Raw genomic sequence first — 15558 nt, forward strand, 5'->3', positions numbered from 1 at the left:
CTGGAAAGACTTTGAGCCAGCGGAGGGCGACTTCGCTGTCGGTCCAATCGGCCACGACATCGGGCCGGTTGCGGATGATCAGGTGCAGATGGCTACTCATCACGGCGTAGCTAAGCACGTCGATGGCGAGGACCGAGGCCAATGCTTCCATTCGCCTGCGAATCCACTCGCGGCGACAGGAATAATCTTTCCCGGTGGCCGCGTCGACGCCCGCTAGGTAGGCGCGTCGTACACAACGCTGTACAGCATGGACGATACACACTTCATCGGGCGTGAATTGTTCGGCACGAGGCGGTCGCGTCATCGGACACCTCCGAGACTTCGAGGGACGAATCGACTACTGCCATTAGACCCAGCGAACGCGTCACCTGTCAAATTTTGGTGGGTGGCACCAAAATTAGTGGGTGGCACCAAGTATTTTTGCCAAGTATTTTTGGTGGGATTGCCGACGATGAGCGATTCGGTCCGCGCACGAAAAAACCCCGTGAATCACGGGGTTTTTCTAATGCGGCCGAGAGGACTCGAACCTCCACGGGATTAACTCCCACTAGGCCCTCAACCTAGCGCGTCTGCCAGTTCCGCCACGGCCGCTTTTGTCGTGTCTTCGCTCGGCAATACGCAGAGTTTTGCGTCCACTGACGAATCCGTCAACTCCCCCTGGGCCATTCCTTGCCGCTTAATTTTCCACAGCCCCCACGGTTCACCGTTTGTATTGGTTTTAACGCCAATTCATTCCTTCTGGCTGCTCACCCTCCCTTTCCGCTGAGCCACAAAAACATCGACGTGATCACCACAATCTCCCGCACCCAGCAATCAATCGACTGGCACAACTACAAATCGAAATTGACTCGCTTGCGTTTGCCACCGCGACCAATCATCGCATAAGTCCAGTCGGTCTGAATCCACTCCTCCCCACCGGCGAATTCACGAATCATCCAGCCTCGCCTTGCCGCCGGCGTTCCGGCTGGCGGCGAACGCCGACGCCGTCGCACATTGTCCGGATTGACGAGCATGACCTCAGGCTTCGCTGGCAACAGCTGATAAAAGTAACCGTCCGCAGATAACTCATGGTAACGCAAGTCGACCTTCTTCTTGTCGGTCCAGGCGGCATTCTCACCCAACGCATCGATCAAAAAGCGTTTGGTTAACCAATCGACGCGGCCGACTGCGGCAGCGGTTTGTCGATGGTCCTGCCGAAACTCAGCCAAGACCGTGATCAGCGATTCCCAGCGTTGGATCACCGTGGTGGCCTCCCCATGCCACTGGTCAGAGGTGCCGTCAACGAACTGCTTGGCTGCCGCCAAAATCTTTCGCTGAATCTCCAGTGCTGATAATTCACCGTGCGAGGTTGGCACTTGCGACACCAAGTTCCAATCGCTGGCGATACGATGGATCGACGCCACGCCCTTTTTCAAAATGGGCAACTCAGCTACCGCGCCTGCTTCGATCATGTCGAGCACGAGAGAAACCGAAGCAAATTTGACGTACTCGGCATGGTCTGCCATGTTCGAATCAGACAGTCCGATCTGTAACCGTTGTCGCCGAGCAAGCATGCCTCGCGTGGAGACCAACGACAAAAACGTCTTGGCACAATAGTGAGCCAACCAATGTCCGAATACAAACACGGGACGCTCGCCACGAAAACCACCCATATCGGTGATGGTGTCAATCGCCATCGCCTTGGCACTCAGGCGATAACGTCCGTCATGGTCCAGTGAGCCTGAACCACACAACGCCAACCGTGACGCGAGCAAGGCAGATAAGTACCGCCGCTGCTTCCGAAACGCGACGTGGCGGACGACGAAGCGAAGCACGAACAAGGTCGGCAAGTGAATCAAACGCAATAGATTGACGACCGTCCAAGTCACCCAACGCGGTACCGAGCCAAATGCCATCCTAACGTCTTGCCCCTGGTCCGCGTCGCCCCAATCGCCATCGTCGCTGTCGAATCCCTCGTCATCCACAACGGACTGGTTGTCTCCGTCGCTGGCCGATCCTCGTCGTCGCCGGGCGATCCATCCCGCAAACACCATCGCCCACAACAGCGGCATGGACACGACCAGATTGACGACTTGCATCGACCACAACAACAGAACAAAGACGCGGTAGATCACGAGCCACACACCGCTCGCCACCTCGGCTTCGTAATTCTCTTGGCATCCATAAACATGCCCGAGCGCATCAGCGCTATTTTTTAGTACACGAAGATCGTAACTGGTCTCGGCAGCGGCCGTTGCTTCGGCAACCAATTGATCAATCGAACGCTGGCAGGCGAGCAGTTCGTCGGGGCTGCGAACCTCGGGCGTCGCGATCTCGATCAAACCACCAGGCGAGTCGTACATCAACGGATGGGATTCAAACGTAACCGCACCTCCGTTTGCTAAAAACAGTTGATCTTGATCGAAAACTCCTTTTGCAGTGGGCTGATCACGGCGAATCGCCTCACAAATTTGTTCGTAGACAAACAGTGACGCAGGCAAATCCTCTGTAGATAGATTTTGAGGATCCGCCACCAACGTTGCATACTCCGTTTCCATCCCCATCAACCGCGACACCAAAGGGGTGGTGCGTCGATAAGCCCGTGAGGACGCCGTGTTGGGATCGTGCGAGGAGGAGGGACGGGAATTCAATAGGGCGACTTTATGAGAATCGAGGGGGAGCGTTTGAGAGCGGGCTTATTGTAGGAGCCAAATTCGCTGCGAGAAAGTGCGGCGTGTAGCGACGTTTTGTAGATCAACCCGCGACAACGAAAAATTCGGGTAACGCAACGCAACCAATCCCTACGACGTGACTTTGATCCCTGCGTGCGATGCGATTCATCTTCGATACCCCGCTGGGGAGACGACATTTCCCAAACTGAAAAACGGTCTCCAGCCGGCTACGATCTCGTACAATAAGGGGGTACGTCTTATCTACGTTCGCCTTCAAAGGAATCTACGATGAGTCAAGCCTCTACGATCATTCACACCGATGAACCGCCCCGCCGGGCTACCGCGAACGTCACGATAGCACAGTATTTGATCCGGCGATTACAGGACTACGGCGTTGACGATATGTTCGGGATTCCGGGGGATTATATCTTGGCGTTGTACAGCGAATTGGAAAAGAGTCCGATTCGCATGATCGGGTGCACGCGAGAGGATTGTGCGGGCTTTGCAGCGGACGGCTACGCCCGGGTCCGAGGGATGGGGGCCGTTTGCGTCACCTACTGTGTCGGTGGGTTAAGCATTTGCAACTCCATCGCCGGAGCGTACGCCGAAAAGTCGCCCGTGGTCGTACTGACGGGTTCGCCAGGTTTAAAAGAACGCAACACCGGGGCCTTGTTGCACCACATGGTCCGCAATTTCCGAACACAGTACGACGTTTTCGAAAAGTTCACGATCGCGGGAACCGAGCTCAACGATTCCTTAACCGCGTTTTCAGAAATCGACCGAGTGCTCGATGCATGCGACCGCTACAAGCGACCGGTTTACATCGAGTTGCCACGAGACATGGTCAACGTGATCCCGCCGGTGGCACACGGATACACCGGCGCCGGTTTCCAGCACAACCAGGAAGCGACGGACGAAGCGATTCGCGAAACGGTGCTGCGATTAGCCAACGCCCAGAACCCGGTGATCTTAGCTGGGGTCGAGATGCACCGTTTCCGTTTGCAAGATCAATTGATTCAATTGGCGGAATCGACGAACATGCCGATCGCCACCACGATGCTTGGTAAAAGTGTCGTAAGCGAGCGGCATCCGTTGTTCATCGGATTGTATGAGGGAGCGATCGGGGACGCGGAAGTGACCCGATTCGTCGAAGAAAGCGATTGTGTGTTGATGTTGGGCACCTTTTTAACGGACATCAATCTTGGCATCTTTACGGCAAAATTGGATCCTGGCCGCTGCATCTTGGCGACCAGCGAGACGCTGCGGATTTCTCACCATCACTTTCATAACGTTGATTTGAAGGCGTACCTGGCCGGCTTAATCGAGGCCGCCCCCACGACCACCACGCGGGACACGACGCATTTAGTCGCGCGGACGAGTACGGAGACAGCGGAGGAAGCGGCGACCGAATTGCTACAGACAAGTTGGATGGTTCGTCAACTGAACCAGCGTTTGGACGCGGACACCATCGTTATCACTGACGTAGGGGATTGTTTGTTCGCCGCGACGGAGTTAACGATTCATGATCGCAGTGAGTTTTTGAGTCCGGCGTACTACACGTCGATGGGATTCAGTATCCCGGCAGCACTAGGCGCGGCGACCGCCAAGCCAGATCATCGGATCGTCGTGCTTGTGGGCGATGGTGCCTTTCAAATGACCGGTCAAGAATTGAGCACGTTGATCCGCCAAGGTCACAATCCTATCGTCATCTTGTTGGACAATCATGGGTATGGCACCGAGCGTTACTTGCACGAAGGGGAGTGGAAGTACAACGAAGTGGCCAAGTGGAATTATGGCGAATTGATGAAGGTCTACGGGCGAGGCATAAGTCACTTGGTCTCCACCAAAGCGGAGTTCAACAACGCCTTGGATGCCGCGTGGAATCAAACAGACTTGCCGCATCTAATCCACGCCAAACTGGAGGAGAACGACGCCAGTCAAACGCTGCGCAAACTGGCCGAGCGAATGAGCAAAACGGTTGGTTAGCGAACCGTTTTCGAATCGTTTCCCCTCCGCCAAACCCCGATGCATCGCCACCGCCGGTTTGGCTTATTGGGTGACGATGCTCGCGTAGATCAACTCACGTAGATCAACTCACGTAGATCCGCTCGCTTAGGCCGGTTCGCGTCGATCGGCCCAGGGGTGGCTCACTACGCGTTTCCAACGCGATCTCCACCTAAGCACTCGTCCCTTCCTAACCCAATGAAGTGTTTTTATCGTTTCTTGCGAAGTTATTCGCTTTCGGGGGCTCTGGAGGCATGTAGCCTTAAATCTCTGTCGCCCCCCAATGCCCAGTTTCCCTACCGGTGTAGCGTCTCATGTGTGACTTCCGTCTATTGGCTCGACGATTTTGTTCGATGGTTACGCCACTATTTTTGTTGGTCGCACTCGGAACTCCCCCGTGCACGCGGTCCACGGCATACGGCGACGAAGCGGCAATCCCCGAGGTGCTGAAACCGTGGCAGGACTGGGTCACTTGGGACACGACGAATCGTGACTGCCCGAAGTTGTACAACAACGCTGATGAGAGCATCTGTGTTTGGCCCTCGACACTCGAGTTGACGGCGGACGAACGGGGAGGTTCCTTCAAGCTTCGTGTTCAAAGTTTTGAGGACACATGGGTGACGTTACCAGGGACTCCCTCGATCTGGCCAACCAACGTTCGCGTCGATAACGAACCGGTCGTGGTGGTCCAGCGTGATGGCTCCCCCGCGATCAAGTTGGCGAAAGGGAGCAGCGTGTTGTCGGGGGAATTCCTTTGGGATTCCATGCCACAACGCATCCACATTCCCAAAGAAATCGGCATGCTGACGCTTCGCGTGTCAGGCACCGAGGTAGCCAATCCGACCTGGGACGCTCAGGGGGAGGTTTGGTTGAAGCGATCGCGTAGTGAGGCGACCGATAAAGATCTGCTAACGCTGCAGGTGTATCGCAAGATTGAAGACGGAATTCCATTGTGGTTGCGGACTCGCATCGAAATCACGGTTTCGGGTAAGAGCCGTGAGGAATCACTCGGTTCGATCCTTCCGTTAGGATGGCAACTGGCGACGGTGGAGAGTCCGATCCCGGTCGCGGTCGACGAACTCGGGGCGATCAAGGCCCAGGTCCGAGCAGGCAAGTGGACGATCACTCTCAATGCATTTCGCACCCATGACGCAACGGACGTTACTTTCGCGGCCAACGCCAACCCGTTGGTCGCAATGGAGTTAGTCGGATTGCAAACGGATCCCGATTTCCGGGTTTCCCAGATCGAAGGGCTGCCGATGGTCGACGCTTCGCAAACGACGTTCCCAGCGGACTGGCGAGGCTTGCCGGTTTATCAATGGGACGTCAGCAAACCATTTTCGCTCGTTGAAAAGATGCGAGGCATGGGAGCCAAGACACGCCAAGGCCTCCATATCACTCGGCATCTGTGGCTAGATGAAGACGGCAACTCGTTGACTTACCTCGACCATCTTAATGGACAAATGCAACAAATTTGGCGTTTGGATGTGGCCGATGGTCATGATCTTGGCGCGGTACGAGTCGATGGCGAAGGGCAACTGATCACCGTTAATCCCGCTACAGGCGTTAGCGGCAGCGAGATCCGTCGTCGCAACTTACAAATGGAAGCGGTTGGGCGTGTCCCGCTCGATGACGAATTATCGGCCACCGGTTGGGACGCGAATGCCGAGTCACTTAAGGTGACGTTAACCACTCCGCCTGGTTGGCGTGTGTTTGCGGTTTTCGGAGCGGACCAGGTCCGCGGCGATTGGTTAACGGCATGGTCGTTGTTGGACCTTTTTCTACTGCTAGTGTTTTCGCTGGCGGTGTTCCGCTTGTTTGGGTTTGTAGGTGGGTTTGTCGCGTTGGTGGCGTTCGCGTTGTCCTACCATGAGCCCGGTGCACCGCGAATTACGTGGTTGTTATTACTGATGCCGATTGCACTGCTGCGGGTCGTCGGGGAAGGAACGCTGAAGAAATGGATCACGGTATGGAAAGCCGTGACGACCGTGATCCTGTTGTTTTGCTTGGTTCCTTTTATCGCGACTCAGGTGCAAAACGTGCTTTACCCTCAACTCGAACCCCAAGGCATGTCGTACGGCAGTCGCGGATTGTTCGTGTGGAGTGGCATCGGATCGAAACGTGATTATCAGACGAAGTCAGTGACTGAATTTGACTTGGTCGAATCGTCCGGTGGATATTTGGGGAGATCCCAGTCCCGTCGTAACGAACGCAAATCCAAATCATCGCAACGCCAGTCCGCCGACGAATCAAATTTGAATTACGACCCTCAGGCCATGATCCAAACCGGTCCGGCTCAGCCACAGTGGCGTTGGAACGATGTGGTATGCATTTGGAACGGCCCGGTTGCAGCGGAGCAAACAATCCACCCCGTGCTGGTCTCGTTGACGGTGAACCGTGTCATCACGGGTGTGCGACTTGTGTTGTTGATTCTTTTGGCGGCGATCTTGCTTCGCAAGCGAACCCCCCCATGGCCTTGGGCGGGATGGAAAATCCGAAAAGCCGCGGCGGCCGCCTTACTGGGACTGACACTCCTGCCGGCTTCTGCCTCCGCTCAAGAAGGAAACAGCAACGATGAGAATGCGAAGCCGGCGTCTGCTGCGGCTGAGAAGCCCGAGTCTTATCCTCAGCCAATTCCTTCAGCAGAGATGCTCCGCACCCTTCGCGAGCGATTGTTGAAGCGTTCGGATGCATTTCCCAATGCGGCCGACATCCCGGCGGTGGAGCTGAAGATCCTAGACAACCGGTTGACCATGAACGTCACGCTGCATGCGGCGGCAGATGTCGCGGTACCTTTGCCAGGACGTTTGCCAGCGTGGTCTCCCATCTCGGTGACCATGGACGGTAACAATGACGTGACGGTTTCCCGTCACGAAGGCTACGTTTGGATCGTGGTCCCCAAAGGGATTCATGACATCACGGTGGAAGGCACGCTCGGCGACGCAGCAGAATGGGAATGGACGTTCCTGTTGAAACCACGGCGTGTATCGATTGAGGCTCCGGGATGGAAAGTCACCGGGCTCGGTCCCAATCAAGTGCCCGCCGACCAAGTATTTTTCGCCAAAGAGCAAGCGCCGAGCGACGAAGCGGCGGCGTACGACCGCACCGCCTTCAATACCGTGGTGGTCATCGATCGAAAACTCGAAATCGGCTTGGTTTGGAAGGTTCACAATACCGTAACACGCCTTTCTGCCACAGGAAAAGCGATTTCACTTGAGGTTCCGCTCATCGAAGGCGAGAACGTGCTCAGCTCGGGACGAGAGGTCAAAGACCAATCCATCGACGTACAGATGGGGGCAAACCAAGCCCAATTTTCCTGGGTGAGTGAACTCCAACCCACCCCTGCAATCAAGTTGACGGCCGCATCCACCGATCGCTGGGTCGAGCGATGGCATTTAATCACCTCACCGATTTGGAACGTTTCGATCTCGGGGCTACCCCCGATGTTTGCGGTGAACCAAGAGGCCTTGGTTCCGATCTGGAAACCGTGGCCGGGCGAAACCGCCACGATCCAATTCAGTCGCCCAGCAGCGGTCGTGGGTGATACCGTCACGGCGCAACGTGTGAACCTTTCGACCACACTTGGCGATCGTCGACGCACCAGCGAAATGGAGCTCGAACTTGAGTGCAGTTTGGCAAACGATTTCGTAATTGCCCTTGAACCTGAGATTGAGATCACTTCATTGACGCTTGATCAGCAAGCGATTCCCGTTCAGCGAGACGGAGCGAATTTGATCATTCCAGCAAGACCGGGACGGCAAACGGTAGCCATAGGGTGGAGTACTGCGAAGCCGTTGCAGATGACGGCGCGCTCCTCGTTAGTCACGTTGCCAGTAGATGCTTCGAACGTGACCACCACGATGGTGATGCCCGAGAACCGCTGGATCCTGTGGGTCGACGGCCCGCTGCGTGGGCCGGCCGTCCGATTTTGGACCATCTTGGCGGTGGCGATCCTGATCGCATTTGTGTTGGGCAGTCTCCCGATGTCACCGCTGAACCGGCTCGAGTGGGTGTTACTGTCGATTGGTTTGACCCAGGTGCCTTTGCCCGCAGCGATGATCGTGGTGGGGTGGTTGTTCTTGCTAGGGTGGCGAGGCGAGCATCCCTTGGATCGCCATTACCATTGGCGTGATTACTTGCTGCAAGGCTTGATCGTGTTGATGACGCTGATCTCGCTTGTCATTTTGTTCATCGTGGTGGGCGAAGGGCTGCTCGGACATCCCGATATGTTCATCGCGGGCAACCAATCATGGGGCAGCGAATTGCATTGGTTCACCCCACGAACGGGAGCCGAGCTGCCGCTGACTCGAGTGGTCTCGATCTCGGTGTGGTTCTACCGACTGTTCATGTTGGTTTGGGCATTGTGGTTAGCTGCAGCATTGTTGCGCTGGTTGGCGTGGGGGTGGAAGCAATTCAGCAAGGTGTCCGAGCGTGAGCAAGTATTGGAGGCCACGTTGAGCACGGAGGATGCGAACTAACGGAATCATACGGCGGGTCGCGTTGGCTGAGCGATGGAGTGCCGCGAAGTGCAACGGTTGGAGCAACGAGGGTGGCGAATGATTCGGTGCCCTCGGGTGGTGGAACAGCTCGTTACCCAGCCACGTACGCCCAGCCACGTACGCCTAGCCACGTACTAGGAACGCCACTGCGCAGCTCGTACAATCGGCGAGACTCATTGACCCCCGACCAACTCGCCCAGGATCGATCATGGCGCCCGAAGACGAAGCACTCAACGGACTTCGTGAGGCCTTGAAGGTTTCGCCTAACAATCTGCCGCTCCGAGTTCACCTCGCCCAGACGTTGGTCAGTTTTGGCCGTTTCGAAGAGGCCGCGGCGGAGTATCGCAACGCACTGAGCCTTTCGCCTGATCATGGAGAGGTCAAATATGGATTGGCGTCGGCCTACCTCTCGCTCGGCGAGCAGAGCAAAGCCATGGTGATCCTAGAAGATCTTTGCCGCTCGGAATCGGCGCCTGCCAAAGCGTTCATCGTGCTGGCCAAATTGTTATTGGGCGAAGGCAAAGTGCGTGACGCGGTGATTCAGTACAAGGAGGGGATCCAACGCGATCCCGCCTGCGCCGATCCGATACTCGGAGATCAATTGGGCGTGGGTGAAGCGTATCAAGACGGCGACGTGGTCGAAGGGCGGAGTCGCGAATCGAGCCAGCGTTCACCCGAAATCGTTGTCTCTGAAATTGAACGTCCCAAGATCAAGTTTGATGATGTCGGAGGGATGGACAAGCTAAAAGAAGAGATCCGGCTAAAGATCTTGTACCCGCTTCAACATCCGGAAATGTACGAAGCCTACGGAAAAAAAATCGGTGGGGGGATTTTGATGTACGGTCCCCCCGGATGCGGAAAAACCTATTTGGCGCGCGCCACCGCTGGCGAATTGGGAGCTGGCTTTATCTCCGTCGGCATCAGCGATGTGTTGGACATGTGGACGGGCCAAAGCGAGCGCAATCTTGCTCAGATCTTTGAGCAAGCCCGCGTTAACCAACCCTGTGTGTTGTTCTTTGACGAAGTGGACGCACTCGGCGGCCGCCGCAGCGACATGAGCAGCGGTGCCGGGCGACACGTGATCAATCAATTTTTAGCGGAGATGGATGGCGTCAAAAACTCCAACGAAGGGGTGTTGGTTTTGGCTGCGACCAACGCTCCTTGGCACGTTGACCCGGCATTTCGTCGCCCTGGGCGTTTTGATCGAGTGTTGTTTGTCCCGCCACCGGACAACGATGCGCGGGCGGAGGTGTTGCGGATCCATTTGAAAGGGAAACCACAAGACTCAATCGATTTTCAGCAAATCGCTAAGAAGACGGCTGAGTTTTCGGGGGCCGACATGAAAGCGGTCGTCGACCAAGCGATTGAAGAGAAATTACGCATTGCGTTGAAGGAAGGCATCCCAAAACCGCTGGTCACGAAAGACTTGATCGGGGCAGCGAAGTCCCTCAGCCCAACGACGCGTGAGTGGTTTTCAACGGCGCGGAATTACGCGATCTATTCCAACCAAGGCGGCATCTACGACGACGTGTTAAAGTATTTGAATCTATGAATGCACATTTACAACGCGCCTTGATGCTGTTGGACCAAGCTCGCTATGAGTTAGCCATCGATGAACTCCGACAAGTCTTGGCGTCGGAGCCCAATCACGCAGTGGCACATGCCGTGCTGGCGATCTGTTTTTCCAACACAAAAAACGATAATGAGGCACAACGTGAAGCCGAGTTGGCGATTCATTTAGCTCCCGATCAAGCGTTCGCATTCTATGCGCAAGCCTTGGTGATGGCGAACCGCAACCAGTTTGCTGCGGCCCAAACCGCGATTGAGACCGCGATCGGATTGGATCCCTACAACCCCAATTTCTTTGCACAACTCGCTCAAATCCGGTTCAATCAAAGCGATTGGAAAGGGACGCTCGAGGCTGCCCAAACCGGGCTTTCTCTCGATGCCGAGTCCGCCGCGTGCACCAATCTACGCGCCATGGCGTTGGTGAAGTTAGGACGCAAGATCGAAGCGCAAGAGGCGATCGGCGCGGCACTCAAACGCGCACCCGAAGACGAGTACGCGCACGCTAACATGGGTTGGACGCTGCTTGAACAAAATCAACCTGAGAAAGCGATGGAGCATTTTCGCGAATCGCTCCGTTTGAATCCCGAAATGGATTGGGCGCGTGCTGGAATCATCGAAGCGATGAAGTCGCGTTACTTCCTTTATCGGATCATGCTGAATTGGTTTCTGTGGATGCAAAAGCTTCAACAGAAAGCTCAGTGGGGTGTGATTATCGGCGCCTACATTGGTTTTCAGTTGCTTTCGGGATTTGCCGCTAAGCATCCCGAGTGGTCTCCGTTGCTGCAACCGTTGCTGATTCTGTATATCGCGTTTGCCTTGATGACTTGGGTGGCAAGCCCGCTGTTCAACTTGGTATTGCGAACCAGCCCGTTTGGTCGTTTAGCGTTGTCCAAGGAACAAATTCGCACGTCCAATTGGGTCGGCGTTTGCGTGCTCAGTGGCATCATGTTGGTGGTCGCCTATTTTGCAACCGGCGCCGCTGCGTTGCTTGGATGTGCGTTGGCGTGCGTCTTGTTGATACCGCCACTAGGAGGCATTTATCGCTGTCAACAAGGTTGGCCACGAGCGACGTTGTCACTGGTCACCATCGCCCTCGGCTTTATGGCTGCGGTGGTGGTTTCCACACTGCTGGTAAGCCATTGGCTCACCCATGACATCCGTCGACCGTTGCAAGGGATCGGCCTGCTGTACTTCACCCCGCTGTTGTATGGATCGATCGGCGCCCAATTCTTGACCAACGCGTTGGTTTCGGCGACCCCCAAACGCGGCACCCATACGGAAAAGAAGGTTTGGGTGATCGGCGGCACCCTGCTTGGAATCGCTGCGGTTGCAACGTGCGCCTTCATCGCATTGATTGTCACTATCGGGATCATGGATCCCACATAGTCATGCCGTTGCGGTGCTGATTGGGATCAAAACAAGCCCCGCCGGCAACATCGGTTGAAAGGCCTCCAACGCGTTTGGGGATCCCCGTGCAACCTCTATTTCCCAGATCGCTGCGCGGTCAACAGGATCAAGCGATTGTCTTTAAAGAACTCGGTCGCTTGTGCCGTGATGGTCCATTGGTTGTCGTTCGCATCGGCACGAATTGCGTTCACAACACGTTCGAGAACAAGATTCTCGACGAGCTCATAGGACTTCACTTCGGGGTTGGACGGTTTTTCCGAGGCGGTTTCTGCGAACGATCGAAGGGACGATTCGAAGACGACCGATGCAGCGTTGCTGCGTAGTGATTCTCGAGACTCAATGTTGATTTGGCGGAGGCTGTTGCCTGGCAAAACAGCCTGCGTCCCTTTTTCCTGGACGGGCGTAAACAACCATCGCCGCCCCGACATGGATATCTGGCCGGTTATCGGGGGGATGACCGATCCATCTCGCAACTGGTGACGAAGAGAATTGTAGTGTGTGTTCTCGGGATGATTGACCTTCCCGCCGGGCGACAAGGAATCGAGTGCGGAAGGCTGGCTCACGCGATCGGAATCGCCGTCGGGTACCACGCCAGCCGTGTCACTGGTAGAGCGGTCTGATGCGACGACATGTCCATCGATCGCAACCACAAACAGCGGCGTCAACACAGCGATGAGGGACGTCGTTGGGATCAAACACCCCATCAAGTAACGCGAAAAATACATCGGTGTACGTGCCCACAAAAGCAAGAGCGGTAGTAGCAGCATGATGGAATGTCGCAGTGGTAACAGTTTCAGGAGATGAAACGGTTCCTCGGATGACGGCTTCCATGCAGGCCGGGAACGATGGGGCGGGAACGATCGAGCAGAACGATGGAGTGGCCCCAAACGCAAGAGCCAACCTACCAACGTTTCGCGAATCGCTTACTCTCGGGGGATCGCAAACGCGTGCAAGGTGATCACCGTGCCAAACGCGATCATCGAAAGGCCAAGCCAGCGCGGTGGCTCGACACGTTTCATCGGCTTGGGATGCACACGCAACAGAATCGAATCGACCATCGAAGACGTGTTGGTGGCGGTCGTGGTTTGGCTGAACCGGGCCAGCGTTCGAGTCGTCGATTCGTTCAAGACAAACGAGTCGACCATGCGAAATTGAACGCCGAGTAAGACCAATAGCAAGCCAAAGAAAAAGTAGCGATGGCGATATTTTGTCATGACAGTTAAAGCCCTAGCGGTACAGATTCACCACGTTTGTGGACGCGAATGACCAGCGGATGGAGAAACGAAAAATCGAGGTCCTGTCGGCGTTTGCAGACCGGCGACAGAGGCACACCATGAGGACATCGACGCTTGCCGGACTCCGACGTCAATTCATTTCTAAACCAACCGTTCGCATCGGGTGCACCTGTGATGCCTCCCGCAGCGATAACGCGTCGGATACGGAAAGTGACGGCGATGCCAAAGACCACCGGGGGGGGCACACAGTTAGCACAAATCCTGACCGAATTCACTTGCACGTCAATGAAACGCGTGCACTCGCGTTAGTTGCTGGTACAGGGGACCGGATGAGGCCCAAAACGCCGCCGGATCGTTGGGCTGAGCAGATAGATCACCAAGCCTGCCCATACGAATGCAAACCCAATAATTCGCCATTGATCCAACGCTTCGCCGAAGACAAACGCACCGACGACAAACTGAAGCGTAGGGCCGATATATTGGAGGATGCCGATGGTCGAAAGGCTGACTCGTCGCACCGCCGCGGCGAACAGCAATAACGGTGAAATGGTCACCAATCCGGCTGACACCAGCATCGCCTTTACTGTGAGGGGCGAACCATCCAACGCACTTTCGCCAACCATCACCTTGGACGAGATAAAAAACAGGGCGGGCAAGAACAAGACAGCCATCTCGAACCACAGTCCCAGAACGGCAGGCAAGCCAGCCTTGGCTTTGATCAACGCGTAAAACGCAAACGAGGATGCCATCGTCAACGAGATCCACGGTACCCCACCCCCGGCGATTGACATCACCAAAACGCCAACCGCAGCCACCATCACCGCGCACCACTGAATGCGTCCGAGCCGCTCCCCAAGGACAAGTACGCCGAGCGTGACATTCAAGAGAGGGTTGATGTAGTACCCCAGCGACGCCTCGAGAACCCGATGGTTGTTGACGGCCCAAATGAACGTGAACCAATTAATCGCAATCAACCCGGCGGCCAGGGAATAGATCGCCCAAACGCGAGGGTTGCCAAGCGCGTTTGCGAACTCGCGAAAGCCACCGAGGTTTCCCTTGCGAAGCAGCAGCGGAATGATGATCGTCAGCAGCACAAAGGACCACAGAACTCGGTGCCAAACCAATTCCATTGCATCAATGTGATTGAGTTGCCTCCAGAAGATCGGAAACAGCCCCCACAGGGTGTGGGCAGCGATGGCGCAGCCGAACCCAAAACGCAGATCAAACGTCGAGGAAGCAGTCGAAGCAACAGGCGCGTTCAAAACATTACTCAATGGATGGACGGAACAATCGAATCAAAACCATAACGTCCAACACCGAAGAGGCAGAGGGGGACAGTGCAGCAACGTTCTCAAATGACCGTTTGCGGTTGAGATCCGCCCACTTGACGCTCGCTGCGGGCGATCAAAAAGGCTACCAATACGGGCGTCACCCCCGCGTCGATGGTTGCCGCGTGGCGGCAATTAGCATTGGACGATTGCTAGCGTGCCCCCATGCGTTAGCGGCGTCATCGAATTGAGAAGTCCCCCGCTTTGTTTAGGCCCCGGGGCCTGCGGCAATGGCAATCGATTGGGGTAGTCGATCCATCCACTCTCGCAGCTGCACAATGAACCGTTCGCTAGGCTCGTCCGCCACTCGCCAAGCGGTGCCGTCGCTCGACGCAGCGGCACGCAAAATATCGATCCACCCACGAAGCGATGCGAGTATCGCCTGCACATCGGTGGGCGGGACTTCGCAGCGAACGAACTGGACCTTGCCCCCGAGCTGTTCGCGATCCAGGCGAACCAAGCGTCCCGATTCAGCGGCGAAGCGTTCGTTCGCAAAGTACACTCGCCGCAATTGGTGCTGAGCATTGAATTGAAAGACCGGGTCGGCACCACAATACAAACTGGCCTGCCCCCCAGCGCGGAAGCCGACTGTCACCGCGATCGCATCGATCGTCGTCTCGCCACGAGAGGTCATTTGGTGTCCATCACGCAGTAAGTCTTCGCGGTCTCGCTGCTGCTTCGCCATGTCTCTTTCGTTGTTTGCGTGTACGACTACGTTTCCGTCTGTCAAATTCCGTCTGTCAAATCCGCTATGACGCGGTTCCGGTTGGAGTGTATCTCACGCGTCCATCCTTGACGTCTCGCGGCGCTATCCTGATTCACCTCGTCTGGATTCACAAGGGCAAATGTTTCACGCCCCAGGGGG

General features: G+C 55.9%; 9 protein-coding genes, 1 tRNA gene and 1 pseudogene. 4 read left to right on the forward strand and 7 right to left on the reverse strand.

The genetic code is table 11. The features are described from left to right. The 3 genes and pseudogenes from Pla52o_RS22180 to Pla52o_RS22190 all read right to left on the reverse strand — a co-directional run. Nucleotides 1-304, reverse strand: a pseudogene (locus tag Pla52o_RS22180) (hypothetical protein); the annotation flags it as partial. Nucleotides 305-506: 202 nt separating this feature from the next. After that, nucleotides 507-591: transfer RNA gene (locus Pla52o_RS22185), tRNA-Leu, on the reverse strand. A gap of 239 nt (nt 592-830) precedes the next feature. Next, on the reverse strand, nt 831-2630 hold the full coding sequence (locus Pla52o_RS22190) for a proteasome accessory factor PafA2 family protein (protein WP_146596835.1): 1800 nt from the start codon (nt 2628-2630) through the stop codon (nt 831-833). A 309-nt stretch (nt 2631-2939) separates the two neighbouring features. Here Pla52o_RS22190 and Pla52o_RS22195 point away from each other — a divergent pair, with 309 nt between their 5' ends. The 4 genes from Pla52o_RS22195 (at nt 2940) to Pla52o_RS22210 (ending at nt 12109) form a co-directional block, all read left to right on the forward strand. Next, on the forward strand, nt 2940-4637 hold the full coding sequence (locus tag Pla52o_RS22195) for an alpha-keto acid decarboxylase family protein (protein ID WP_146596836.1): 1698 nt from the start codon (nt 2940-2942) through the stop codon (nt 4635-4637). 371 nt (nt 4638-5008) lie between these two features. Further along, complete coding sequence (locus tag Pla52o_RS22200; protein ID WP_146596837.1) at nt 5009-9133, forward strand: hypothetical protein; 4125 nt, start codon at nt 5009-5011, stop codon at nt 9131-9133. A gap of 229 nt (nt 9134-9362) precedes the next feature. Further along, entirely contained in the window at nt 9363-10706 is a 1344-nt protein-coding gene (locus Pla52o_RS22205) for an ATP-binding protein (RefSeq protein ID WP_146596838.1), read from the forward strand. Then, on the forward strand, nt 10703-12109 hold the full coding sequence (locus tag Pla52o_RS22210; protein WP_146596839.1) for a tetratricopeptide repeat protein: 1407 nt from the start codon (nt 10703-10705) through the stop codon (nt 12107-12109). The genes Pla52o_RS22205 and Pla52o_RS22210 overlap by 4 nt, the downstream gene beginning before the upstream one ends. A 95-nt stretch (nt 12110-12204) precedes the next feature. Here the strand turns inward: Pla52o_RS22210 and Pla52o_RS22215 are convergent, their stop codons facing one another. The 4 genes from Pla52o_RS22215 to Pla52o_RS22230 all read right to left on the reverse strand — a co-directional run bounded on the left by Pla52o_RS22215 (nt 12205) and on the right by Pla52o_RS22230 (nt 15378). Further along, complete coding sequence (locus Pla52o_RS22215) at nt 12205-12897, reverse strand: hypothetical protein (protein WP_146596840.1); 693 nt, start codon at nt 12895-12897, stop codon at nt 12205-12207. Nucleotides 12898-13053: 156 nt separating this feature from the next. After that, a complete protein-coding gene (locus tag Pla52o_RS22220; RefSeq protein ID WP_146596841.1) occupies nt 13054-13344 on the reverse strand; it encodes a hypothetical protein in 291 nt (96 codons plus the stop codon). Nucleotides 13345-13670: 326 nt separating this feature from the next. Continuing rightward, nucleotides 13671-14627 carry an EamA family transporter RarD gene (gene rarD / locus Pla52o_RS22225; protein WP_231612560.1) on the reverse strand — a complete coding sequence of 319 codons (957 nt, stop codon included), beginning with the start codon at nt 14625-14627 and terminating at the stop codon, nt 13671-13673. Between the two features lie 274 nt (nt 14628-14901). Further along, on the reverse strand, nt 14902-15378 hold the full coding sequence (locus Pla52o_RS22230) for a hypothetical protein (protein ID WP_146596843.1): 477 nt from the start codon (nt 15376-15378) through the stop codon (nt 14902-14904). Nucleotides 15379-15558: the final 180 nt, after the last annotated feature.

Origin of the sequence: Novipirellula galeiformis, assembly GCF_007860095.1 — a bacterium.
GTDB lineage: Bacteria > Planctomycetota > Planctomycetia > Pirellulales > Pirellulaceae > Novipirellula > Novipirellula galeiformis.

Bases quoted from the DNA above. Each gene is read 5' to 3' on its own strand.
- Pla52o_RS22230 (WP_146596843.1), bottom strand. From the start codon at position 15,378: ATGGCGAAGCAGCAGCGAGACCGCGAAGACTTACTGCGTGATGGACAC.
- Pla52o_RS22205 (WP_146596838.1), top strand. From the start codon at position 9,363: ATGGCGCCCGAAGACGAAGCACTCAACGGACTTCGTGAGGCCTTGAAG.
- Pla52o_RS22195 (WP_146596836.1), top strand. From the start codon at position 2,940: ATGAGTCAAGCCTCTACGATCATTCACACCGATGAACCGCCCCGCCGG.
- Pla52o_RS22215 (WP_146596840.1), bottom strand. From the start codon at position 12,897: ATGCTGCTACTACCGCTCTTGCTTTTGTGGGCACGTACACCGATGTAT.
- Pla52o_RS22210 (WP_146596839.1), top strand. From the start codon at position 10,703: ATGAATGCACATTTACAACGCGCCTTGATGCTGTTGGACCAAGCTCGC.
- Pla52o_RS22200 (WP_146596837.1), top strand. From the start codon at position 5,009: ATGGTTACGCCACTATTTTTGTTGGTCGCACTCGGAACTCCCCCGTGC.
- Pla52o_RS22220 (WP_146596841.1), bottom strand. From the start codon at position 13,344: ATGACAAAATATCGCCATCGCTACTTTTTCTTTGGCTTGCTATTGGTC.